The 23,532-nt window shown below is 67.3% G+C and carries 21 protein-coding genes; 15 read left to right on the forward strand and 6 right to left on the reverse strand.

What is annotated here, in order from left to right; translation table 11 throughout:
- Positions 1-98 precede the first annotated feature (98 nt).
- The 6 genes from LPB260_RS20350 (at position 99) to LPB260_RS20375 (ending at position 5,026) form a co-directional block, all read left to right on the forward strand.
- On the forward strand, positions 99-1,028 hold the full coding sequence (locus LPB260_RS20350; RefSeq protein ID WP_208707684.1) for an HD-GYP domain-containing protein: 930 nt from the start codon (positions 99-101) through the stop codon (positions 1,026-1,028).
- Between the two features lie 106 nt (positions 1,029-1,134).
- Positions 1,135-1,386: a hypothetical protein gene (locus LPB260_RS20355; protein ID WP_208707685.1), complete on the forward strand. Its 252-nt coding sequence runs from the start codon at positions 1,135-1,137 to the stop codon at positions 1,384-1,386.
- Between the two features lie 57 nt (positions 1,387-1,443).
- A complete protein-coding gene (locus LPB260_RS20360; protein WP_208707686.1) occupies positions 1,444-2,289 on the forward strand; it encodes a DUF692 domain-containing protein in 846 nt (281 codons plus the stop codon).
- Positions 2,280-3,065 carry a DNA-binding domain-containing protein gene (locus LPB260_RS20365; RefSeq protein WP_208707687.1) on the forward strand — a complete coding sequence of 262 codons (786 nt, stop codon included), beginning with the start codon at positions 2,280-2,282 and terminating at the stop codon, positions 3,063-3,065. Before LPB260_RS20360 ends, LPB260_RS20365 begins: the two co-directional genes overlap by 10 nt.
- Positions 3,066-3,146: 81 nt before the next feature.
- The gene (gene cfaB / locus LPB260_RS20370) at positions 3,147-4,331 is read left to right on the forward strand and encodes a C17 cyclopropane fatty acid synthase CfaB (protein ID WP_208707688.1); all 1,185 of its coding nucleotides are present in this window, start codon (positions 3,147-3,149) and stop codon (positions 4,329-4,331) included.
- A 107-nt stretch (positions 4,332-4,438) separates the two neighbouring features.
- The gene (locus tag LPB260_RS20375; RefSeq protein ID WP_208707689.1) at positions 4,439-5,026 is read left to right on the forward strand and encodes a LysE family translocator; all 588 of its coding nucleotides are present in this window, start codon (positions 4,439-4,441) and stop codon (positions 5,024-5,026) included.
- On the opposite strand, the gene LPB260_RS20380 is transcribed toward LPB260_RS20375, so the two are convergent.
- Positions 5,027-5,857: an AraC family transcriptional regulator gene (locus tag LPB260_RS20380; RefSeq protein ID WP_208707690.1), complete on the reverse strand. Its 831-nt coding sequence runs from the start codon at positions 5,855-5,857 to the stop codon at positions 5,027-5,029.
- A 125-nt stretch (positions 5,858-5,982) separates the two neighbouring features.
- Between LPB260_RS20380 and LPB260_RS20385 the strand changes: the two genes are divergently transcribed.
- From LPB260_RS20385 to LPB260_RS20405, 5 genes are all read left to right on the forward strand, one after another.
- Positions 5,983-7,737 (forward strand): ATP-binding protein, encoded by a 1,755-nt coding sequence (locus tag LPB260_RS20385; protein WP_208707691.1) that lies wholly within the window; start codon positions 5,983-5,985, stop codon positions 7,735-7,737.
- Positions 7,738-7,805: 68 nt separating this feature from the next.
- Positions 7,806-9,149, forward strand: coding sequence for a sigma-54 dependent transcriptional regulator (locus tag LPB260_RS20390; RefSeq protein ID WP_208707692.1), 1,344 nt, complete (start codon positions 7,806-7,808; stop codon positions 9,147-9,149).
- Between the two features lie 383 nt (positions 9,150-9,532).
- Complete coding sequence (locus LPB260_RS20395) at positions 9,533-10,486, forward strand: TAXI family TRAP transporter solute-binding subunit (RefSeq protein ID WP_208707693.1); 954 nt, start codon at positions 9,533-9,535, stop codon at positions 10,484-10,486.
- A 206-nt stretch (positions 10,487-10,692) separates the two neighbouring features.
- The gene (locus LPB260_RS20400) at positions 10,693-12,723 is read left to right on the forward strand and encodes a TRAP transporter permease (protein ID WP_208707694.1); all 2,031 of its coding nucleotides are present in this window, start codon (positions 10,693-10,695) and stop codon (positions 12,721-12,723) included.
- Entirely contained in the window at positions 12,720-13,145 is a 426-nt protein-coding gene (locus LPB260_RS20405; RefSeq protein ID WP_208707695.1) for a DUF1850 domain-containing protein, read from the forward strand. The genes LPB260_RS20400 and LPB260_RS20405 overlap by 4 nt, the downstream gene beginning before the upstream one ends.
- Positions 13,146-13,263: 118 nt before the next feature.
- On the opposite strand, the gene LPB260_RS20410 is transcribed toward LPB260_RS20405, so the two are convergent.
- Both LPB260_RS20410 and cls read right to left on the reverse strand, forming a co-directional pair.
- A complete protein-coding gene (locus tag LPB260_RS20410) occupies positions 13,264-14,001 on the reverse strand; it encodes an ABC transporter substrate-binding protein (protein WP_208707696.1) in 738 nt (245 codons plus the stop codon).
- A 93-nt stretch (positions 14,002-14,094) separates the two neighbouring features.
- The gene (gene cls / locus LPB260_RS20415; protein WP_208707697.1) at positions 14,095-15,540 is read right to left on the reverse strand and encodes a cardiolipin synthase; all 1,446 of its coding nucleotides are present in this window, start codon (positions 15,538-15,540) and stop codon (positions 14,095-14,097) included.
- Between the two features lie 245 nt (positions 15,541-15,785).
- Here cls and LPB260_RS20420 point away from each other — a divergent pair, with 245 nt between their 5' ends.
- Positions 15,786-17,447: a BCCT family transporter gene (locus LPB260_RS20420; protein WP_208707698.1), complete on the forward strand. Its 1,662-nt coding sequence runs from the start codon at positions 15,786-15,788 to the stop codon at positions 17,445-17,447.
- Positions 17,448-17,516: 69 nt separating this feature from the next.
- On the opposite strand, the gene LPB260_RS20425 is transcribed toward LPB260_RS20420, so the two are convergent.
- From LPB260_RS20425 to folE2, 3 genes are all read right to left on the reverse strand, one after another.
- A complete protein-coding gene (locus LPB260_RS20425; RefSeq protein WP_371926112.1) occupies positions 17,517-18,254 on the reverse strand; it encodes a 3'-5' exonuclease in 738 nt (245 codons plus the stop codon).
- Positions 18,251-20,143: a DUF294 nucleotidyltransferase-like domain-containing protein gene (locus LPB260_RS20430; RefSeq protein WP_208707699.1), complete on the reverse strand. Its 1,893-nt coding sequence runs from the start codon at positions 20,141-20,143 to the stop codon at positions 18,251-18,253. Before LPB260_RS20430 ends, LPB260_RS20425 begins: the two co-directional genes overlap by 4 nt.
- A gap of 134 nt (positions 20,144-20,277) precedes the next feature.
- Positions 20,278-21,174, reverse strand: a complete 897-nt coding sequence (gene folE2, locus LPB260_RS20435; protein ID WP_208707700.1) for a GTP cyclohydrolase FolE2 — start codon at positions 21,172-21,174, stop codon at positions 20,278-20,280.
- A gap of 103 nt (positions 21,175-21,277) precedes the next feature.
- Here folE2 and dksA point away from each other — a divergent pair, with 103 nt between their 5' ends.
- From dksA to LPB260_RS20450, 3 genes are read left to right on the forward strand one after another with little or no spacing between them, the layout of a single operon-like run.
- Positions 21,278-21,676, forward strand: a complete 399-nt coding sequence (dksA, locus tag LPB260_RS20440) for an RNA polymerase-binding protein DksA (RefSeq protein ID WP_208710064.1) — start codon at positions 21,278-21,280, stop codon at positions 21,674-21,676.
- The gene (gene zigA / locus LPB260_RS20445; protein WP_208707701.1) at positions 21,669-22,877 is read left to right on the forward strand and encodes a zinc metallochaperone GTPase ZigA; all 1,209 of its coding nucleotides are present in this window, start codon (positions 21,669-21,671) and stop codon (positions 22,875-22,877) included. Before dksA ends, zigA begins: the two co-directional genes overlap by 8 nt.
- Complete coding sequence (locus tag LPB260_RS20450) at positions 22,877-23,521, forward strand: DUF1826 domain-containing protein (protein WP_208707702.1); 645 nt, start codon at positions 22,877-22,879, stop codon at positions 23,519-23,521. The genes zigA and LPB260_RS20450 overlap by 1 nt, the downstream gene beginning before the upstream one ends.
- Positions 23,522-23,532 lie beyond the last annotated feature (11 nt).

Consider the following 23,532-nt stretch of genomic DNA (forward strand, 5'->3'; position numbering starts at 1 on the left):
TGGGGGCCGGCCGAGCGGCCGGCCCTTTTGCCTCGCACCACAGCTGCCAGGCCGATGAGCAACTAGGCTGTCTGAACGTTTCGCGCGGAGAGTCTGTGATGGGATTGCTGAGTTTCCTGGGGCGGGCCATGGGGCAGCCTAGCAGCCCGCGGCCAGATGGCGAGGCCCAGGCTCAAGTGCTGGCCAGCCTGCTGGGGATGGCCTGGGTGGTGGAGGCGCGCGACCCCTATACCGGCGGGCACTTGTGGCGGGTGTCGCGGTTTTCCGAGCTGCTGGCGCGCCAGGCCGGCCTGGCCGAGGCCGAGACCGCGCGGATCAGCCTCGGCGGCTTTCTCCACGACCTCGGTAAGATCGGGATTCCCGATGCGATCCTGAACAAGCGCGCGCGACTCAGCGAGGAGGAGTACGCGGTGATCAAGACCCACCCGGAGGTCGGCTTCCGCATGCTGCACGGCCATCCCTTGGCCGGGCTGGTCAGCGATGCGGTACGCCTGCACCACGAAACCCCGGATGGCCGTGGCTACCCGCTCGGTCTCAAGGGCGGCGAGATTCCGCCGATGGCGCGCATCGTCGGCATTGGCGACGCCTTCGACGCCATGACCAGCAGCCGTCCCTATCGAGTCGGCATGCCGGTGGAGCAGGCCCTGGGCATCATCGAGGCGAATCTAGGCCGGCAGTTCGACGCCGAATTGGGCGCCCGTTTCATCCAGTTGGGCCGCGCCGGTGCGCTCGACCACATCGTCGGGCACAGCGACCTGGGCATTCCCCTGCAGACCTGCATCATGTGCGGGCCGACCCTGGTGCAGCGTCGCGGGCAGCAGGCCGGCGAGCACCTCTATTGCCGTTCCTGCGGCGGCGAGTATCGCCTCGAGGACGGCGCCGATGAGCGACTGCAGGCAAAGCCGACCGGTGCCCGGGGCGGCCCGGCCGAGCTCGCGCCGGTGGCCGACGAGCAACTGATCGGTGAGCTGGTGCAGGCCACTGCCCGGCAGGTGCTGAGCCTGGACTCCGGCGCGCCGTCTCGATAATTCCGTCGCGGGCTTGTAACGGTGCCGAGCGCGCCGACTCTAAAAGGTGTCGGCCCAGATCCCGTCGTACCGGACCGAGCTATCCCACCACAAGAGGATTACCAGCATGTCCATCAAGACCACTGCCGCCGGCGCCGCCCTGGCGCTCGCCGCCGCCGGCCTGTTCGCCAGCCTGCCGACCCTGGTCATGGCCGAGGAGGCCATGGTCAACTGCTACGGCGTCAATGCCTGCAAGGGCCAGAACGACTGCAAGACCGCCAACAACGCCTGCAAGGGCCAGGGCGCGTGCAAGGGCCAGGGCTTCAAGAGCATGACCCTGACCGAGTGCAATGACGCCGGCGGCACGGTCGGCGAGTGAAAGGAATAGGGCGGCCCCGGCCGGGTCGCCCCGATCCTGTCAGCAAAGGAGTTCGGCATGTCCACTGATGCAGCCTGCCTGGGCTTCGGCCTGGGTCTGCGCACCCCGTATTACCAGCAGATCGTCGAGCAGCGTCCGCCGGTCGACTGGTTCGAGATCGTCACCGAGAACTTCCTGGTCGAGGGTGGCAAGCCGCTCTACTACCTGGACGCCATCGGCGAGCACTACCCGCTGGTCATGCACGGCGTATCGCTGTCGATCGGCGGCCCCCACCCACTGGATCGAGACTACCTGCAGCGCCTCAAGCAGCTGGCGCAGCGGGTCAATCCCGCCTGGATATCCGACCACCTGTGCTGGAGCCGTGGCAGCGCCCACCAGCTGCATGACCTGCTGCCGCTGCCCTTCACCGAGGAGAGCCTGCAGCACGTGGCCGCGCGGGTACGCCAGGTGCAGGACGTGATCGAGCGGCCGCTGGTGCTGGAGAACGTCTCCAGCTACCTGCGCAGTACCGACGATCAGTTCAGCGAATGGCAGTTCCTCGCCGCGCTGAGCGAGCTGAGCGGCTGCGAGCTGCTGCTCGACGTCAACAACGTCTACGTCAGCGCGCGCAACCTTGGTTTCGAGCCCTGGGATTTCATCAGCGGCCTGCCACCGCGGCGCATTCGCCAGCTGCACCTGGCCGGGCACAGCGACTATGGCAGCTACCTGATCGACACCCATGACCAGCCGGTGGCCGACCCGGTCTGGCAGCTGTACCGGCGCACCCTGCGCCATCTCGGGCCGGTCGCGACCCTGCTCGAGCGCGACGACCACTACCCACCGCTGGCGGAACTGCTCGACGAACTGGGCAAGGCCCGCGCCGTCGCCGCCGAGGCGCTGGAGGTCACGCCGTTATGCGACTGAACGACTGGCAGCGGCAAATCGAGGACTATCTGCTCGGCGCCGACCCCAGGCCCAGCCCGGCCTTGCGCGACAGCCTGCGTGGCAGTCCGGCGCTGGACGCCGAGCAAGGCCTGGCGATCTATCACAACGCCTATCGGGCGCGGCTGCTCGAAGCCCTGCGCGGTGACTACGGCGCCCTGCACGGCTGGCTAGGTGACGAGGAGTTCGACGCCCTGGCCCAGGCTTACATCGACCGTCATCCCTCCCGGCACTTCAGCCTGCGCTGGCTGGGCGAGCGCCTAGGCGAATTCATCGACGGCCACCTGGTGCCAGAGCAGGCCGCGCCGCTCGGCGAACTGGCGCGCCTGGAGTGGGCCTTCACCCTGGCCTTCGATGCGCCGGCGGGCGAGCCCCTGACCCTGGAGCAGATGGCCGCCCTGGCGCCCGAGGACTGGCCCGCCCTGCAGGTGCGCCTGCTACCCGGCGTGCAATGGCAGGCCTGTCGCTTCAACAGCCTGGCGATCTGGCGCGCGTACAAGGAGCAGGCCGCATTCCCTGGCAGCCTGGAATTGCCCCTGGCCCAGGTCTGCCTGATCTGGCGGCACGGCCTGATCAGCCACTACCGCAGCCTCGGCGCGGCCGAGGAGGCCGCCCTGCGCGGCATGGCGATCGAGGGCTGGAGCTTCGCCGAACTCTGCGAACAGCTCGGCGAGTTCGGCGACAACGCGCCGCTGCAGGCCGCCAGCTGGCTGCGCCAGTGGCTGCAGGACGGGCTGCTGCAGCGGCATGGCCGATAGCCAGCTTATGGGGAACCGATGGCCTGACTGAGCAGTCTTCTGAACTACTCTTTCCAGTGATCTGGAGAGGAGGGAGGTGCCATGCTCGCCTATCTGCCGGCAAATCTGCGTGACCTGCAACTGCCCTTGCGCCTGCGCCTGTGGGACGGCAAGCAGATCGATCTGGGCCCCCAGCCACGGGTCACCCTGGTGGTCAAGGACCCGAGCCTGGTGACGCAGCTGGCCCATCCGAGCCTGGACGCCCTGGGTGGCGCCTACGTCGAGGGGCGCATCGACCTGGAAGGGCCGATCAGCGAGGTAATCGCCGTCGGCGATGCCCTCAGCCAGGCGCTGATCGGCGATGAGGCATCGGCCGAGCCGGAGTTCCAGCCCCACGACAAGGACACCGATGCCGCGGCGATCAGCTACCACTACGACCTGTCCAACGACTTCTACGGGCTCTGGCTGGATCGCGAGCTGGTCTATTCCTGCGCCTATTTCGAGACCGGCACCGAAGACATCCACCAGGCGCAACAGGCCAAGTTGCGCCACCTGTGTCGCAAGCTGCGCCTGCGCCCGGGCGAGCGACTGCTGGATGTCGGCTGCGGCTGGGGCGGCCTGGCGCGCTTCGCCGCCCGCGAGTTCGGCGTCGAGGTGTACGGCATCACCCTCAGCCAGGCGCAGCTGGAGCTGGCCCGCCAGCGGGTCGCGGCCGAGGGCCTGGACCAGCAGGTGCAACTGGAACTGCTGGATTACCGCGACCTGCCCCAGGACGGCCGTTTCGACAAAGTGGTCAGCGTCGGCATGTTCGAACACGTCGGCCACGCCAACCTGGCGCTCTATTGCCAGCGCCTGTTCGGCGCGGTGAAGAGTGGCGGCCTGGTGATGAACCACGGCATCACGTCCCGCTACACCGACGGCCGCCCGGTGGCCCGCGGCGGCGGCGAGTTCATCGACCGCTACGTGTTCCCCGAGGGCGAACTGCCGCACCTGGCCACCATGACCGCGCGGATCAGCGAGGCCGGCCTGGAGGTGGTCGATGTGGAGAGCCTGCGCCTGCATTACGCGCGCACCCTGGATCACTGGAGCGCACGCCTGGAGGCCCAGCTGGACCAGGCGGCGCGGCTGGTGCCGGAACAGGCGCTGCGCATCTGGCGCCTGTACCTGGCCGGCTGCGCCTATGGCTTCGCCCACGGCTGGATGAACCTGCACCAGATCCTCGCGGTCAAGCCGCACGCCGATGGCCGCCACGATCTGCCCTGGACCCGCGCCGACCTGTATCGCTGAGCCGCGCACCGGCTCCCTATCCCCGGTCAGGGCATTTTTCTTCAATACCGCAGCCCTTCGCGGGCGTCAGTCTGCGCCTTCTCTCTGACGACCCCGATAGGTGTGCGATGAACCTCCAGCTTTCCATGGCGGCCTTTGCCCTGGCGGCCTCCATTTCCCCGGGCCCGGTCAATCTGGTGGCGCTGAGTTGCGGTGCCAACTATGGCCTGCGCGCCAGCCTGCGTCATGTGACCGGGGCGACCCTGGGCTTCACCCTGCTGTTGCTGGCCATGGGCCTGGGTCTGCACCAGCTGCTGAGTCAGTGGCCAGCGCTGGATGTGCTGATCCGCTGGTCGGGGGTGGCCTTCCTGCTGTACATGGCCTACGGTCTGGCGCGCGACGATGGCCGGCTGGACGGCGGCAAGGCGCAGCGACCGCCCTCGCTGCTCACCGGGGCGCTGATGCAATGGCTCAACCCCAAGGCGTGGCTGGCGTCCCTGGCCGGCATGGGGGCCTATGCGGCGGGCGGCGAGTTTGGCTTGGTCGGCCAGTTCGCCGCGCTGTACTTCGTCATCTGTTACCTGTCCATCGCCTGCTGGGCCTACGCGGGCACGTTCATGGGCCAGTACCTGCAGGAGGCCGGGCGCATGCGCCTGTTCAATCGCGGCCTGGCGCTGCTGTTGCTGGGCTCGGCGGTCTACCTGCTGTGGGCCTGATCAGCTGGCGCGGCGGTACTGCCCCGGGGTGGCGGCGAGCAGCTGTTTGAAGGTGCGCTGCAGGTGGGCCTGATCGGCGAAGCCGGCCGCCAGGGCCACCTCGACTATATCCTCGCCGCGCCTGAGCCGGGCCTGGGCAAACTGGATGCGGCAGTTGACCAGGTAGGCATGGGGCGTCATGCCGTAGTGGCGGCGGAAGCAGCGGGTCAGGTAGGAGGCCGAGAGGCCGGCCGCCGCGCAGATGTCCTCCAGCTTCAAGGGGCGGGTGCAATGTGCGCGGATGAACTCGGCGGCCAGGTGGATACGTGGGTTGTCTGCGCGGCGCCTGGCGGGCGTTGGCTCGAGGCGCTGCTGCAGGCCACTGAAGAACTCCAGCAGGGCACAGTGCTTGGCCAGAGTCTCGACCTGCGGATCGACGAGCAGGTGGTACAGGCCGGTCAGGCCGGCATGGAGCGCCGGGTCCTGGCTGAGGATAGCCGCGAAGGGGCGTAGCGGATGGTTGCGGTCGAAGCCCAGCTGGTGCTGCAGCTCAGTCAGCCAGGCGGTGTCCACATAGAACATCTGGTAAGACCAGGGCTGGCCCTCTATGGGGTTGCAGGCGTGCACGTCGCCCGGGTTCATCAGCACCACGCTGCCGGCGCCGATGCGCTCGCGCGCCTTCTCGTTGAGGTAGGTGCTGCGGCCGGTGGTGATGGCGCCGATGGAGAAGGTGTCGTGGGAATGCTTGGCGTAGCACACCCGTCGCCCATCCACTACATCCCGTACTTCGACGAAGGGTAGTGCGGGGTCGCGCCAGAAGCGTGGTGTGCTCGCCGGGTGTGCCTGTGCCATGTCGCTTCGCTCCCTCGTCCCTGTCGTCCGCGACTATAGCCGCGCCAGGCCAGGGCACAAAGCCCGGCCTGCAACAGGTGACGCATTGCCTTACCATGCCGGCATTGCCCTGAGCCGAGCCGTGCATGCCCGCTTTCCTCCTGCGTTATCGCGTCGTCCTGATCGTTGCGCTGATTCTCCTCGGCCTGTCCGCCAGCATCTGGCTGGCCGGGCGCTATGCCGAGCGGCGTGCCTGGGAGGAGCGCAGCGGTGAGGCCCGCGGCCAGCTGCAGCTGTATGCCCAGTCGATCCACACCCTGGTCGAGCGTTTCCGCTCGGTGCCCGAGGTGCTGGCCCTGGACAGCGACATCAAGTCGCTGCTGCGTGCGCCGAGCGACCGCCTGTTGCGCGGACGCCTCAATCAGCGCCTGGAACAGCTCAACGCCGCCGCCGGCTCCAACGTGCTGTACCTGCTCGACCAGCGCGGCGACACCCTGGCGGCGAGCAACTGGCGCGACTGGACCAGTTTCGTCGGCAACAACTACGCCTTTCGCCCCTATTTCCAGGATGCCCTGCGCCAGTCGGCCGGGCGCTATTTCGCGGTCGGCGTGACCACCGGGATTCCCGGCTATTTCCTCTCCCACGTGGTACGCGACGACGATGGCGGGGTGCTCGGGGTGCTGGTGGTCAAGCTGGAGCTGGAGGAGCTGCAGCGCGAGTGGGCCGCCCAGCCCGGGGTGCTGCTGGTCGCCGACAGCTATGGGGTGGTGATCCTCAGCAATCGTCCGGCCTGGCGCTTCCGTGCCCTGCAGGCCTTGAGCGATCAGGACCGCGCGGAGCTGGTGGAGGTGCGCAAGTACGCCGAGCAGGCGCTCCAGCCCTTGCCCAGCGAGCTGCGCGGCAAGATCGATACCGCCGCCGAGTGGCGCCGGGTGAGCGGGCCGGAAGGGCCCCGTGACTACCTCTGGCAGAGCCTGACGCTGGCCGAGGATGAGTGGACCCTGCACCTGCTGGTCGAGCCGCAGACCCTGGTCGACAGCGTGCGCAGCTATCGCCTGGCCGCCGCCGGGGTGTGGATGACCCTGGCCTTCCTCCTGCTCTATCTCGCCCAGCGGCGCAAGAACCAGCGCCTGCAGGCGGGCATCCGCGAGCGCCTGGAGCGCGAGGTGACGCTGCGCACCGCGGAGCTGCGCGAAGCTCAGGAAGGCCTGGTGCACGCGGCGAAGATGGCCGCCCTGGGGCAGATGTCGGCGGCCATGGCCCATGAGATCAACCAGCCGCTGACCGCCATGCAGATGCAGCTGGGCAGCCTGCGCCTGTTGCTCGACAGCGGCCGCCAGGCCGATGTGCGCGAGGGCCTGCAGCGCATCGACGGCCTGCTGCAGCGCATGGCCGGGCTCACCGGCCACCTGAAGACCTTCGCCCGCAAGAGCCCGGCCGGCCTCAGCGAGCGCCTGCGCCTGAGCGAGGTGCTCGAGCAGGCCCTGCAGCTGTTGGCGCCGCGTCTGCGCAACGAAGACGTGGAGCTGCGCCGCGAGATCGACGCCAGCGTGCAGGTGCTGGGCGACGCCATCCGCCTCGAGCAGGTGCTGCTCAACCTGCTGCACAACGCCCTGGACGCCATGGCCGGGGTCGACAAGCGGGTGCTCAGCCTGTCGCTGCAGCGTGATGGCGAGCACTGCCTGTTGCGGGTCGCCGACAGCGGCGGTGGCATTGCCAGCGAGCACCTGGGTCATGTGTTCGAGCCGTTCTTCACCACCAAGCCGGTGGGCCAGGGCCTGGGCCTGGGGCTGGCGGTGTCCTATGGCATCGTCCGCGAACTGGGCGGCAGCCTGGAGGCGGCGAACCACGCCGAGGGCGCGCTGTTCACCCTGCGCCTGCCGCTGGCCCCCGCGCCTTAGGCGGGCCTTTGCGGCTGCGAGGCAACCGGCCTGCGCGATACACTGGAACCATGGACTGAGGAGGCGTGATGAGCGGTCAGGTAATAGTGGTCGATGACGAGGCGGCGATCCGCGAGGCGGTGCAGCAGTGGCTGGAGCTGTCCGGCTTTCGCGTGCAGAGCTGCGCCAGCGCGGAACAGGCCCTGGCCCTGGTCGACCGCGACTTTCCCGGGGTGCTGGTCAGCGATGTGCGCATGCCCGGCAGCGACGGCCTGCAGCTGCTCGACAAGCTGGTGGCGCTGGACCGCGACCTGCCGGTGATCCTGGTCACCGGCCACGGCGATGTGCCGATGGCGGTGCAGGCCCTGCGCAACGGTGCCTACGATTTCATCGAGAAACCCTTTACCCCCGAGCGCCTGCTCGACAGCGTGCGCCGCGCCCTGGACAAGCGTCGCCTGGTCTGCGAGAACCGCCAGCTGCGCCAGCAGTTCGCCTTCAAGGACAGCATCGAGGGGCAGTTGCTCGGCATGTCCAAGCCGATGGAGAACCTGCGCCGGCAGATCCTCGAGCTGGCCGCCACCTCGGTCAACATCCTTATCCGTGGCGATACCGGCAGCGGCAAGGAGCGGGTCGCCCGCTGCCTGCACGACTTCAGCGCGCGCGCCGGCAAGCCCTTCGTCGCCCTCAATTGCGCGGCCATTCCGGAGAACCTGTTCGAGAGCGAGCTGTTCGGCCACGAGAGTGGTGCCTTCACCGGCGCCCAGGGCAAGCGCATCGGCCGCATCGAGCATGCCGACGGCGGCACCCTGTTCCTCGACGAGATCGAGAGCCTGCCGCTGGCCCAGCAGGTCAAGCTGCTGCGCGTGCTGCAGGAGAAGACCCTGGAGCGCCTCGGCTCGAACAAGAGCATCCGCGTCGATCTGCGGGTGATCAGCGCGGTCAAGCCGGACCTGATGGACGAGGTGCGCGCGGGGCGGTTTCGCGAGGACCTGTACTACCGGCTGAACGTGGCGACCCTGCGCATCCCGCCGCTGCGCGAGCGGCGCGAGGACATCCCCCTGCTGTTCGAGCACTTCGCCCGCCAGGCGGCGCTGCGCAACGGCCGCGAGGCACCGGCGCTGGCGCCGGGCGAGCTGGCCAAGCTGCTCGGCCACGACTGGCCGGGCAACGTGCGCGAGCTGATCAACGCCGCCGAGCGCCACGCCCTGGGCCTCAGCACGGCGGAGGCGGAGGGCGGGGCGCAGTCCCTGGCCGAGCAGATGGAGGCCTTCGAGGCCCAGTGCCTGCACAACGCGCTGTTGCGCTGCCAGGGCAATATCACCCAGGTCATGGCCCTGCTGCAGCTGCCGCGGCGCACCCTCAACGAGAAGATGCAACGACACGGCCTGCAGCGCAGCAGCTATCGGCCAGCCGGCAGCCCCGACGACGAATAGGCAATTTTCCGCCTATTGTCGGTTATGAATGGGCGGAAAGTTGCTTGTCTATCCCGCGTTGTTTGGGCTTGACCCCTCTATTACGGGGCTTTCCTGCCCTGGCACGCTACCTGCTATAGCTCTTGTCAGCCACGCGCCTCTGCAAGCGCGGGCGACCATAAGAAAGACAAGAGGTCAGCCAATGAACCGCCACTGCCGCTCCGCGAGCTTGTCTCGCCCCGCTGTTCCGCGCCTCCTCTTGCGCGCCAGGCCCTGGCCCGGTGTCGGCGATTGCCGCTTTCGCGAAATCCGCTAGTCCCCGGACGGGCCCCGAAGCTGCGGCGGACGGGCATCGTCTACAGTGAAAACTCTGCACAAGTCATAACAACGACGGAGATTCTTCCATGCGATTGACCAAGCGTTTCAGCCTGTTCGCCGCTGCTGCGGCCCTGACTGCCAGCACCGCGGTGCTCGCCGCACCGACCTTCATCAACATCCTCACCGGCGGCACCAGCGGTGTGTACTACCCGATCGGCGTCGGCCTGTCGCAGCTGTACAGCAACGGCATCGAAGGCGCCAAGACCTCGGTGCAGGCGACCAAGGCCTCGGTGGAGAACCTCAACCTGCTGCAGCAAGGGCGTGGCGAGCTGGCCCTGGCCCTGGGCGACTCGGTCGCCGACGCCTGGACAGGTGTGGAGGACGCCGGCTTCAAGACGCCGCTGAAGAAGCTGCGGGCGATCGCCGCCACCTACCCGAACTACATCCAGATCGTCGCCAGCCAGGAGTCGGGCATCACCAGCCTGGAAGACCTCAAGGGCAAGCGCATCTCCGTCGGCGCGCCGAAGTCCGGCACCGAGCTGAACGCCCGCGCCATCTTCGAGGCCGCCGGCCTGAGCTATGAGGACATGGGCAAGGTCGAGTTCCTGCCCTACGCCGAGTCGGTCGAGCTGATCAAGAACCGCCAGCTGGATGCCACCCTGCAGTCCTCGGGCCTGGGCATGGCGGCGATCCGCGACCTGGCCGCGACCCTGCCGATCACCTTCGTCGCCATCCCGGGCGAAGTGACCGCGAAGATCGGCAACGCCGCCTACCAGGCCGCCGCCATCCCAGCCGGTACCTATGACGGCCAGGACGCCGAAGTACCGACCGTGGCTATCACCAACATCCTGGTCAGCCACGAGGGCGTGTCCGACGAGGTCGCCTACCAGATGACCAAGCTGATGTTCGACAACCTCGAGCGCCTGGGCACCGCCCACTCCGCGGCCCAGGACATCAAGCTGGAAACTGCGGCGAAGAACCTGCCGATCCCGCTGCACCCGGGTGCCGAGCGCTTCTACAAGGAAGTCGGCGCGCTGTAAGCCACACCGGCGAACGAACGGTCGCCCTGGCGGCGGCCGTCCGTTCGCCCGCTGGTTCTCCACAGAGACGCTAGTAAAACCAGCGTGGCGGCCTGTTTCGCCGGCGGCCGCTTAGGCAGCTGCCGAGCGGCGGCGCGCCGCGTCCACGGCAGGTTTTGCTAGCGACTCTTCCGCTTTATCGATGTTGTATTGAGGGCGTGACCTCCATGAGTGAACACAACCAAGGCCTTGCTGCGCGTCCGGGCGACTGGCCGAAGGCGCTTTTTTACGTGGCGTTGCTGTTCTCCAGCTTCCAGATCATCACTGCCGCCTTCCACCCGGTATCCAGCCAGATCCTGCGCGCGGTGCACGTGGGCTTCCTGCTGCTGGTGGTGTTTCTCAGCTTTCCCGCCGATGGCAAGGACAAGCCCTGGCAACCCCTGGCCTGGCTGCTCGGCCTGGCCGGCATGGCCACCGCGGGCTATCAATGGTACTTCGAGGCCGACCTGATCCAGCGCTCCGGCGACCTGACCGACATGGACATGGTCATCGGCCTGACGCTGACGGTGCTGGTGTTCGAGGCGGCGCGCCGGGTGATGGGCATCGCCCTGCCGCTGATCTGCGGCCTGTTCCTCGCCTACGGCCTGTTCGGCCAGTACCTGCCGGGCGACCTGGCGCACCGCGGCTACGGCCTGGACCAGATCGTCAACCAGCTGTCCTTCGGCACCGAGGGCTTCTATGGCACCCCGACCTATGTGTCGGCCACCTACATCTTCCTGTTCATCCTGTTCGGCGCCTTCCTCGAGCAGGCCGGGATGATCAAGCTGTTCACCGACTTCGCCATGGGCCTGTTCGGCCACAAGCTCGGCGGCCCGGCCAAGGTCTCGGTGGTGTCGTCGGCGCTGATGGGCACCATCACCGGCTCCGGCGTGGCCAACGTGGTCACCACCGGCCAGTTCACCATTCCGCTGATGAAGCGTTTCGGCTACCGCGCGGCCTTCGCCGGCGGCGTCGAGGCCACCTCGAGCATGGGCAGCCAGATCATGCCGCCGATCATGGGCGCGGTGGCGTTCATCATGGCCGAGACCATCAACGTGCCATTCTTCGAGGTGGCCAAGGCCGCCCTGGTGCCGGCGCTGCTGTACTTCGGCTCGGTGTTCTGGATGGTTCACCTGGAGGCCAAGCGGGCCAACCTGCAGGGCCTGCCGAAAGCCGAGTGCCCCGATCCCTGGGCGGCGGTCAAGGCGCGCTGGTTCCTGCTGATCCCGCTGTTCATCCTGATCTACCTGCTGTTCACCGGGCGCACCCCGCTGTTCTCCGGGATGGTCGGCCTGTCGCTGACCGCCATCGTCATCCTCGGCTCGGCGATCATCCTGCGGGTGTCCTCGTTCGGCCTGCGCATGGCCTTCTGGATCGCCCTGGGCCTGCTCTGTGCCGGCTTCTTCCAGCTCGGCATCGGCGTGGTGTTCGCCGTGGTCGCGCTGCTGGTGGCGATCTGCTGGTTCATCAAGGGCGGCCGCGACACCCTGGTCATCTGCCTGCACGCGCTGGTCGAAGGCGCACGCCATGCGGTGCCGGTGGGTATCGCCTGCGCCCTGGTGGGGGTGATCATCGGCGTGGTGTCGCTGACCGGGGTGGCCTCGACCTTCGCCGGCTACATCCTGGCCATCGGCCAGGACAACCTGTTCCTCTCGCTGATCCTCACCATGCTCACCTGCCTGGTGCTGGGCATGGGCATCCCGACCATCCCCAACTACATCATCACCAGCTCGATCGCCGCGCCGGCCCTGCTGGAGCTGGGCGTGCCGCTGATCGTCTCGCACATGTTCGTCTTCTACTTCGGCATCATGGCCGACCTCACCCCGCCAGTGGCGCTGGCCTGCTTCGCCGCCGCGCCGATTGCCAAGGAGAAGGGCCTGAAGATCAGCCTGTGGGCCATCCGCATCGCCATCGCCGGCTTCGTCGTGCCGTTCATGGCGGTCTACGACCCGGCGCTGATGCTGCAAGGCAGCGGCGGCTGGCTGGCGACCCTGTACATCCTGTTCAAGGCGGCCGTGGCGATCGGCCTGTGGGGCGCGGTGTTCACCGGCTTCCTGCAGTGCAAGATGCCCTGGTGGGAGCGCGCGCTGGGTTTCGCCGCCGGCGCCAGCCTGATCCTCGCCACGCCGATGAGCGATGAGATCGGCTTCGCCCTGGCCGTGCTGTTCCTCGCCGTGCATTTCTGGCGCGGTCGCCGCGTCCAGGCGGCCGCCGCGTGATCGGGCTGTGCATGGGCCTGGCCGGGGCGATCTGGGCCGAACTGCCGGTTCCGGCGTTCACCCTGGCCTGGCGGCACAGCATCGAGAAGATTCGCTGGGAAGAGGATTACCGCGTCGCCGCCGAGGGCTTGTTGCTCGGCGAGGCGCGGGTCAAGGGTTCGGGCGCCGGCATGGAGATTCCTGCCGATGCCGAACTGCATGAGGGCAGCTGGCACTACCGCCGCCAGTTACCGCCCCTGCAACCGCTGCGCCTGGGGCGAACCCCCGAGGCAGGGGACTACCAACTGTGTTTCGACCAGCGTTGTCACCCAATGAGTGACTGGCTCGGCCCGCCACAAGCGAGCCAGCCGGCGTTGGAACTCTGGAGCTGTGAGCTCGGCTCCCCCTTGTCCCCGGTGGACAAGGGCCAGGGTGACGGCTGAGGCCGCGCCCGCTCCCGGCGCCACAAGCGCGGGCTGCTGCAAGAGGAAAACCCCCAGTCGGCCTGGCCACTGGGGGTTTTGTTCGTCTGCAGCTTGCCGAACGGCGCTGCCGCGGTGCTCAGTCGATTTCGTACTTGGCCTTGAGCCGTTGCACCAGCTGCGGCTGCTGCTGCAGGAAACGGTCGAAGGCGGCGATCACCTCGGGATGCAGGCGGCTGGACAGGTAATAGTCGCCGTCGACATGGGGCAGTCCGGGGTCGAACCGCAATGCGTCCTCCGCCAGGCCGGCGGCGCGCAGCGCCAGGCGTGCCACCCGCGGATTGAGGTAGATCGCATCGACCCGGCCGCTGGCCGCCATGCGCAGCAGCGAGTCGATGTGATTGCTCTGCGTCAGGCTCATGTGCCCGCCCTCGATGTCCGCCAGGTACGGCCAGGGGGTGAAGCCCAGCTGGGTGCCGAGCCGGCGTATCCGCGCCTTGCCCAGGCCGACGTGGGCGCGCAGCACCATCACGCCGTCGGTATAAGGCGCCACGGCCTGGCTGTAGTGGACCCGGTGGCCCTGCTTCTGCCGGGTTTTCCAGTGCGGGTGATCGGGGAACTTGAAGTCCAGCTTGCCGGCCAGGTAGTCGCCGAGCAGGCGCTTGACCGGCAGCGCCACGTAGGTGAACTGGTGGCCCTGGTCGGCGGCGAAGGCGTCCAGCAGTTCGCGGGCGTAGCCCCGGTACTGGCCGTCTTCGACGGTGAAGTAGGGCAGGTAGGGCTGGCGCTCGACGCCCACGCGGTACTGTTCGGCGTGCAGCGCAGTGGCGCCGGCCAACAGACTGAAGCAGAAGATGACCGGCAGGCGGAAGTTCATCGGCAGCGACTCGTTGAGACTCCGTAATGCAAAGCTCGCGACTCAGCACTAACCATAGCCAGTGACGCCGGCCTTCGGGGTTTTTCTGTCGGCCTAGAGTATCGGCGAGATCAGCCGCGCCACGCGCATGGCCAGGCGCTGCAGGTGGCGCACCTTGTGGCGGTCGGCCCGGACCAGCTCGCGCGAGCGGGCGAAGTCGGCCTCGAGCATCTGCGCGACCTGGCTGGCGAAGGCGTCGTCGACGGTGAGCAGGGTGATCTCGAAGTTCAGGCGGAACGAGCGGTTGTCCAGGTTGGCGCTGCCGATGGCGCAGGCGCCCTGGTCGATCAGCATGACCTTCTGGTGGAGGAACCCGGGCAGGTAGCGGAACACCCGGACCCCGGCGCGCAGGGCCTCGAAGGCGTACAGGCTGGAGGCGGCATAGACCACCCGGTGGTCGGGGCGCGCCGGCAGCAGGATGCGCACGTCGACGCCGCGCAGCACGGCCAGGCGCAGGGCGCTGAACAGCGCCTCGTCGGGCACGAAGTAGGGGCTGGTGATCCAGATCCGCTCACGCGCGGCGTGGATCGCCTCGACGAACAGCAGCGAGCCGGTTTCCTGGGGGTCGGCCGGGCCGCTGGTGATCAGCTGGCAGAGCATGCCGCTGCTCGGGTAGGCCTCGGGCAGCAGCAGCGGCGGGATCTGCCGGGTGGCCCAGAACCAGTCCTCGGCGAAGGATTCCTGCAGGCAGGCGACCACCGGGCCGCGCACCTCGACGTGGGTGTCGCGCCAGGGCGCCAGTGGCGGCTTGCGCCCGAGGTACTCGTCGCCGACATTGAGGCCGCCGAGAAAGCCGCGCTCGCCGTCCACCACCACCACCTTGCGGTGATTGCGGAAGTTCAGCTGAAAGCGGTTGAACAGCCCGCCGCGGGTGGGGAACGCATGGATCTGCACGCCGGCGCTGCGCAGGCTGTCGATGTAGTGGCGGGGCAGGGCGTGGCTGCCGATGCCGTCGTACAGGATGTACACCCGCACTCCGGCGCGCGCGCGCTCCAGCAGCCGCTCATGCAGGCGCCGGCCGAGGACGTCGTCGCGGACGATGAAGAACTGCAGGAGGATCACCTGGCGGGCCTCGGCCAGGGCGGCGAAGATCGCCGCGAAGGTCGCCTCGCCGTCGATCAGCAGCTGCACCTGATTGTTCGCCAGGCAGGGCATTGAGCCCAGGCGCGGCAGCGCGCGCAGGCGGCGGAAGGCCTTGGACGCGCGGGCGGTGATGGCTTCCTCGACCCAGGGCCGCCAGTTCAGCGCGGCGATGGCGCTGTGCATCTCCTGGTCGGCCAGGCGCCGGGCCTTGATATAGGCATCGAAGCGGCTGCGGCCGAACACCAGATAGGGCAGCAGGGTCAGGTAGGGCATGAAGAACAGCGATACCGCCCAGGCGATGGCGCCCTGGGCGGTGCGCACGGTGAACACCGCGTGGATGGCGGCCAGTACGCCGAGCGTATGGATCGCGGCGAGCAGGTAGGTCAGCAGGTGGGGGATGCCAAGGTCCGTGAGCATGCGCATTCCTGTGCGGCAGAAACCGGTGTAAAGCAGGCCAGTCACAGCGTGCAGTGTCGCATCAACCGGGGGCCAGGCGGCAAGATCTGACGCCTGCGCCTAGGGGCGTGCCGCGTTCGGACCGGCAGGGTGTCGGCTGGGCTGTTACGCTTATGGGCAGCCGAGCTGAAAATCGGTCGAAACGTGCAGGGCGCAGCCCAGTGTTTGCGTCTATCTGCGAGTCAAACAAAAAAGGAGCACGTCACATGGCAAAAGATCCTGCGCAGGGGAAAGCCCCGCCAGCAGAGAGCCTGGATAGCATTCCAGCCCCGACCGGGGCAGCGAACCTGATCGACACCGACTATGTCATCGGCCAGGACAACATCAAGGGTCGCTTCCTCTTCAACCTGGACATCCATGGCAAGGTGTTCACCATCTCGGCGCTGCTCAGCGTGCTGTTCGTGGTCCTGACCCTGGCCCTGCAGAGCGAGGTCGAGCCGCTGTTCACCGCCCTGCGCAACTGGCTGACCAGCAACCTGGCCTGGTTCTTCCTTGGTTCGGCGAACATCTTCGTGCTGCTGTGCGTCGGCCTGATCTTCTCGCCGCTGGGCCGGGTGCGCCTGGGTGGCAAGGAAGCCACCCCGGACTACACCTACAAAGGCTGGTTCGCCATGCTGTTCGCTGCCGGCATGGGTATCGGCCTGATGTTCTATGGCGTGGCCGAGCCGATGTCGCACTACGGCTCGTCCCTGGGCGGTACCAGTGTCGGCGAGGACGGTGTACGCACCGACTGGGCGCCCCTGGGTGCCGCGGCCGGCGACGAGCAGGCCGCCGCCAGCCTGAGCATGGCCGCCACCATCTTCCACTGGGGCCTGCACCCCTGGGCGATCTACGCCATCGTCGCCCTGTCCCTGGCACTGTTCTCCTTCAACAAGGGCCTGCCGCTGAGCATCCGCTCGATCTTCTATCCGCTGCTCGGTGAGCGGGTCTGGGGCTGGCCGGGGCACCTCATCGACATCCTCGCGGTGCTTGCCACCCTGTTCGGCCTAGCCACCTCCCTTGGCATCGGCGCGCAGCAGGCATCGGCCGGGCTGGAGTATCTGTTCGGCATCCAGTCCAACGACACCAGCATGGTGTTGCTGGTGGTGGGTATCACCGCGATCGCCCTGGTCTCGGTGATGGCCGGCCTGGACAAGGGGGTCAAGCGCCTGTCGGAAATCAACATGGTGCTGGCGGCGCTGCTGCTGCTGTTCATCATCGTGGTCGGTCCGACCCTGGCGATCATCACCGGCTTCTTCAGCAATCTGGGCAGCTACCTGGTCAACCTGCCAGCCCTATCCAACCCGATCGGCCGCGAAGATGCCAACTTCAGCCAGGGCTGGACCGCCTTCTACTGGGCCTGGTGGATCAGTTGGTCGCCGTTCGTCGGTATGTTCATCGCCCGCGTCAGCCGCGGCCGTACCGTGCGCGAGTTCCTTATCGCAGTGTTGCTGGTGCCTTCGCTGGTATCGGTGCTGTGGATGACCGCCTTCGGCGGCACGGCGCTCAGCCAACTGCTCGGTGATGGCTTCACCGGGGTGCAGGATGCCGCGCTGGAGCTGAAGATGTTCGCCATGTTCGGCGAGCTGCCACTGACCGAGATCAGCTCGTTCGTCGGTATCGTCCTGGTGATCGTGTTCTTCGTCACCTCGTCGGACTCCGGCTCCCTGGTGATCGATACCATCACCGCCGGCGGCAAGGTCAATGCGCCGGTGCCGCAGCGCGCCTTCTGGGCGATTCTGGAGGGTGTGGTGGCCATCGCCCTGCTGCTCGGCGGTGGCCTAGTGGCCCTGCAGGCGATGGCGGTGTCCGCTGGCTTCCCCTTCACCATCGTGCTGCTGGTCGGCTGTATCTCCATCGTCAAGGGACTGATGTCCGAGCCGCGCTGAGTGGGCAGCTGAGGCTGTTCGCTAGCACGCGCTACCGATAAAGGCGCACCCAGGCGGGTGCGCCTTTTTTCATTGCCAGAGTTCGCCGACCGCGATGCTCCCGGCGTCCATTCGCGCCACCTGGGCCTGCAGCAATTCGGCGGTGGCCAGGGCATCGGTCAGGGCATGGTGTGCCTGGTACAGCGGCAGGCCGTAGCGCAGGCGGCTGTCGGCCAGGCGGATCGACACCGGCTTGCGGCCCATCATCCGGTCCAGCCAGCCGGGCCGATGCTTGCCGCGGTGCAGCCGGGCTTCCAGCTGCATGGTGTCGATCAGCGGAAAATGCAGGCCTTCGCCGATCAGCTGGCGCATGGCCTGATCGAGAAAGCCGCGCTCGATGCGCTGGTAGTGCACCACCATCACCTTGCCGGCCATGACGGCCAGCAGTTCGTCGAACACGCTGGCCAGCGGCGGTGCGTCGCGGATGTCCGAATGGGTGATGTGATGGAAGGTTACCGACTGGCTGCTCAGCTCGCACGCCGGCTTGACCACCCAGTAGCGCGCCTGGCCGCAGCGGATGCGCCGCAGGTTGAACGGCACCAGGCCGAGGCTGACGATCGAATCGCGCTGGCTGTCGAGGCCGGTGGTTTCCACGTCCAGGGCCAGCAGAGGTACGTCTTCCAGCGGCGTATCCGCGCTTACGGTGCCTGCCTTATAGAAGCGCGATAGCCGTTCATCACGGGTTTTGGCCGCGAGTTCGCCGAGGATGTTCTGCCAGTCGGGGATGCTCGATTTGCCGTCCCTGAGCAGGGTGCCTGGCAGGCTCACAGTGGCCGCCCCGCTTCCTGTCCCGGATAGCGGAAGCGCAGGAACTTCTGCGCATTGCTCAGCACCTGGAAGGCCGACTTGAGGCTGTGCCGGTCGGCGGCGGAGATGTGCTCCGGCTCGATGTAGTTGTCCGGCTCGCGGCCTTCCTGAATGTCCATGGCCTGGTGGCGTATGCGCACGATGGAGAGAAACTCCAGGGCATAGCGCAGCTGGGTGATGGCCTCTTCGGTGAGCAGCTTGGTCTCGGCGATGGCGTCCAGGCGTTCCAGGGAGTTCTGCGCCTTGGAGCCGCAGGCCAGGGCATGCACGCGGATCAGGTCGGTGAGCGGCGCGGTGCCGCGGCCCTTGAGGTTGATGATGTTGTTCTGCTGGCCATCCTTTTCCATCACGAAGGTGCGGAAGAAACCCAGGGGCGGCGTGCGGTTGAGGGCGTTGCGCGCCAGGCTGGCGAGGAACAGCGGGTTGCTGCTGGCCTTCTCCGCCAGCAGCGCCTTCAGGCTTTCGGCCAGCGCGGCTTCGCCATAGACGCTGTCCAGATCGAAGAAGATGCAGGCGTTGAGCAGGGTTTCCGGGTTGGGGCGTTCGATCCACTGGGTGAAATAGCCCTTCCACACCCGCAGCGGCTGGCGCCATTTGGGGTTGGTGGCCATGATCCCGCCCTTGCAATAGCTGTGGCCGCAGGCCGCCAGGCCGTCGCTGACGAAGGTCGCCAGCTTGAGGAAATACTCGTCGTGCACCCGCGGGTCGAAGCGGTTGTCCAGCACCAGGGCGTTGTCCTGGTCGGTGACGATCAGCTGCTCATCCCGGGCCATCGAGCCCAGCGCCAGGAAGCAGTAGGGCACCGGTGGCGGGCCGAGCTCCTGCTCGGCCAGCTCGAGCAGGCGCTGGGTCAGGCTGCGGCCGATGCCGGACATGGCGCTGCCGATCATATGGGCGTTGGCCTGTTCGTTGACCAGGCGCAGGAAGGTCGCGCGCAGGTCCGGCAGCAGGCCCTGCAGCTCCGCCACCGACTGCCGGTTGAAGATGTTGTTGACCAGGTACAGGCTGCTCTGGGATTCGTAGCGGATGATGTCGGAGAGGTTGATCACCCCGACCGGCCGCTGGCGGTGCACCACCGGCAGGTGATGGATGTTGTTGCGCAGCATGCACAGCATCGCCTCGAACACAGAGTCCTCGGCCTGGATGGTGATCGGATCGGGTGACATCACCTGGTCCACCGGCGTGTCCAGGGCCAGGCCCTCGGCCAGTACCCGGGTACGCAGGTCGCGGTCGGTGGTGATGCCGGCCATAACCTGGGTCGGGCCGCTGTCGCCGGCGGCCTTGGTGCCAAAGATCACCAGGGAGGAGACGCCGTGCTCGGTCATCATCCGCGCGGCGTCCTGCACCGAGGTGCCCAGGGGCACGCTGACGGTGCGCCGGGTGATCAGCTTGCGCACCTCCGTGCTCATCAGCTCGGTGGCGTTGCCCTGGGGCGCCTCGCGTGGCTTGAGGCGTGACACGCCCTCGGCTTCGACGAAGTCGGCAAAGGCGTCATTCGCCTCGCAGAGTTGCTCGAACATGGCGCCGGGGATGAAGTAGATCAGGCTGTCTTCGATGGCGCGGGCCGGCAGGCGTACCTTGTGCCCGCGCAGCAGGCCGAACTGGCCGAACACTTCGCCCTCGGCCAGGCGGTTGTACAGTTCGCCGTTGCGCCGGTAGATCTCCACCGCGCCGCTGCGGATGTAGTGCAGATCCTCGATCGGCGCGCCGTAGCTGAGGATGTCGCTGCCGGCCTTGAAGTAGCCGACCTCCACCTGGCGGGCGATCTCGTCGAGGGTTTCCTCCGGCAGCGCATCGAAGGGCGCATGGCGGCTCAGGTGGTCGCGAATTTCGATCTGTTCGACCTGCATGCGCTCCTCGTAGGCTGATGTCTCGGGTCAAGGCAAGACCTTAACCGCTATTGCGTCATTGTGCCTGCTGCGCTGCGCCGACGCGAGATTGCTGGCCGGTCCGCGGGCCCTTCATTGCCGGGCCCGGCAGTGGCTCATGCCTGTCCGTCCCAGCGGCTTTTGGCCACCGCGTCGTGGGCATGCAGGCTCTCGGCGTGGATCACTTGCAGGGTGAAAGCGCGAATCCCGTGCTGCTCGCGCATCGCCTGGTGCAGGCGGCGAGCGGCGTCCTCGCAGAACATCAGGTTCTTCCCGTTCGCCAGGGCGAAGGCCTGCTCGTCGGCGCGCTTGACCGCCGTCTGCAGGGCGGTACCCAGTGCCGCTTCGGCAGCATCCACGAGGCGAAGCACTGGCAGGGTCTCCAGCGTCGGCTCGAGGCACAGCTGCAGGCGCGCCTCGCTGCGCTGGCTGTGGGGGGTGGCAAGGATGCCGCTGGAAGCGCCAAGCCAGGCGACTATGTCGGCATGCTCGAGCGGTCCTTGGGCAAAATCCGCGAGAAACTTTTGCTGAATCAGTTGCCGCGCCAGCGCCGCCGAGCACGGGCAGGTCGAGGAATAGCCGAGCGTCAGCTGCAGTTCCACGTGAAACCCCGTGTCGTCCAGGCGGGTGTTGAGTGCCAGCGGGTAAGCCTTCCATCCGGCCAGCGGGCTGACGAGCGCCGGGCGCTTGAGCAGCAGTTCACCGCGCAGGTTCAGATAGGCACGTTGCGACAGGCCAGCGTGGCTGCCTAGGAACTGGCGCAGCACCGCTTGCAGGGTCGGAAGGCTCAGCTCCTGCTGCTCCAGGGCCTCCAGCGCCAGGTACAGGCGCGACATATGGATGCCCCGCGCATTGGCATCGTCCAGGCTGACCCCGGCGTCCACCCGACAGTCCAGCGGCTTGCCGGCGAACAATACGGGCAAGGCTATCTGCTGCATGCCGACGAAATCCAAGGTGGGCAGAGCCCGGGGGCTGGTCTGGGCGGCGATATCGGGCAGGCTGAGGTCGGTCATCGTATTTCCGGAATGGTTGTGAACTAAAGTGTTATGTTATAACAGATAAAAGATGCAACCCTGACGAGACCCGACCGTGCTCAGCGAATCCGAACTGCTCGCCATGCCCGCCAGTGCCTACATGAACGACACGCAGAAGGCGTTCTTCCGCCAGCGCCTGATCGTGCAGCGCGGTGAACTGCAACGACGCATCGACGAGGAATTCGGTGAGCTGCGCGAACAGCAGCAGGCCAGCGATCCGGCCGACCTTGGCAGTGCCGAGGAGCAGCGGCAGTGGCAGCTGCGCCAGCTTGAGCGCGAGAAGAAGCTGCTGGACAAGATCGACGAAGCCCTGGAGCGCCTGGCCCGCGGCGAGTACGGCTGGTGCAGCGAGACCGGCGAGCCGATCGGTTTGCGCCGCCTGCTGCTGCGGCCCACCGCCAGCCTCTGCGTCGAGGCCAAGGAGCGTCAGGAACAACGCGAACGCCATATCCGTGATGTGCGAGGAACCCCCAATGGATAACCGTCTACCCGTAACCGTGCTGTCCGGCTTTCTCGGCGCCGGCAAGAGCACCCTGCTCAACCATGTGCTGAGGAACCGCGAGGGGCTCAAGGTCGCGGTGATCGTCAACGATATGAGCGAGATCAATATCGATGGCCGCGAGGTCCAGCGCGATGTCAGCCTGAGCCGCGCCGAGGAGCGGCTGGTGGAGATGAGCAACGGCTGCATCTGCTGCACGTTGCGCGAAGACCTGCTCAAGGAAGTCGCGCGGCTGGCGGCGGAGGGGCGCTTCGACTATCTGCTGATCGAATCCACCGGCATCTCCGAACCCTTGCCGGTGGCCGAGACCTTCACCTTCCGTGACGAACAGGGCCAGAGCCTGGCCGACCTGGCGCGTCTCGACACCCTGGTCACCGTGGTCGACGGGCTGAATTTTCTGCGCGACTACCATGAGGCCGAAGACCTGGGCAGCCGTGGCGAAACCCTCGGCGAGGAGGACCAGCGTTCGATCACCGACCTGCTGATCGAGCAGGTGGAGTTCGCCGATGTCATCCTGATCAGCAAGATCGACCTGATCAGCCAGGCCGAGCGTGAAGAGCTGACGGCCATCCTGCGCAGCCTCAATGCCCATGCCGAGGTGCATGCGATGAGCATGGGCGCGGTGCCCTTGGAAAAGGTCCTCAACACCGGGCGTTTCGATTTCGAGCGTGCGGCCCAGGCGCCTGGCTGGCTCAAGGAACTGCGTGGCGAGCACGTGCCGGAAAGCCAGGAGTACGGCATCGTCTCCAGCGCCTACCGCGCGCGTCGTCCGTTCCACCCGCAGCGCTTCTTCGACTTCCTCGGCCGCGAGTGGAGCAATGGCCGGCTGTTACGCTCCAAAGGCTTCTTCTGGCTGGCGAGCAAGCCGCGCGAAGCCGGCAGCTGGTCCCAGGCCGGTGGCCTGATGCGCCACGGTTTTGCCGGGCGCTGGTGGCGCTTCGTGCCGAAAAGCCAGTGGCCAGAGGATGAACAGGGGCTGCAGGCAATCATGCAGAACTGGCAGGCGGATGTCGGCGATTGTCGCCAGGAGCTGGTGTTCATCGGCCAGCACATCGACTTCGCCCGGCTGCATGCCGAGCTGGACGCCTGCCTGCTCGACGACACGGAAATGGCCCAGGGCGAGCAGTCCTGGACCAGCCTGGCGGACCCCTTCGGTCCCTGGGTCGAGGAGGACGCCGCCTGATGCATGCGCTCCTGTATCGACAGCCGCCCACCCAGATGCTCGGCGAGCAGCTGGAGGTGCTCACCGAAGTGCTGCGCGACGAGGTCAACCTGGCGATCTGGCAGCGTCGCCTGCCGGCGCAGATCGCCGACTTCGCCGGCCTGCTGCTGGCCCAGGGGCATGCCCTGGGGCAGACGTTGGTCCTCGACCTGGCGACCAGCGAGAGCCAGCCCGAGCTGACCGGCCTGCTTGCCGAGTACAGCGACCTGCCGGGTCAGGCCGTCTGTCTGGCCGATATTGCCTGGCTGGTCGGCGCCTTCGCCTGCCTGTTCGATGCCAGGCGCATCGGCCTGCGCCTGCGTGCGCTGGACCGGGCGATGTGCCCGCGCTTTCACGTCGACCATGTGCCCGTGCGGCTGATCACCAGCTATGCGGGGCCGGGCAGTCAGTGGCTGGCGGAAGGCGCGATGCTGCGCCAGCGGCTGGGCGATCCCAACGCGGAGCCGCAGGACCCGGCGCTGATCAACGGCAGCCAGGCCGGGCATGTGCTGTTGGCCAAGGGCGAGAAATGGTCGGGTAACGAGGGCCGTGGGCTGATCCACCGCTCGCCGCAGCCGCTCGGTGGCGAGCGTCGGCTGCTGCTGACCCTGGACTGGCTGGCGTAGTCGGGCCGGCC

Source organism: Pseudomonas sp. LPB0260, assembly GCF_013388395.1.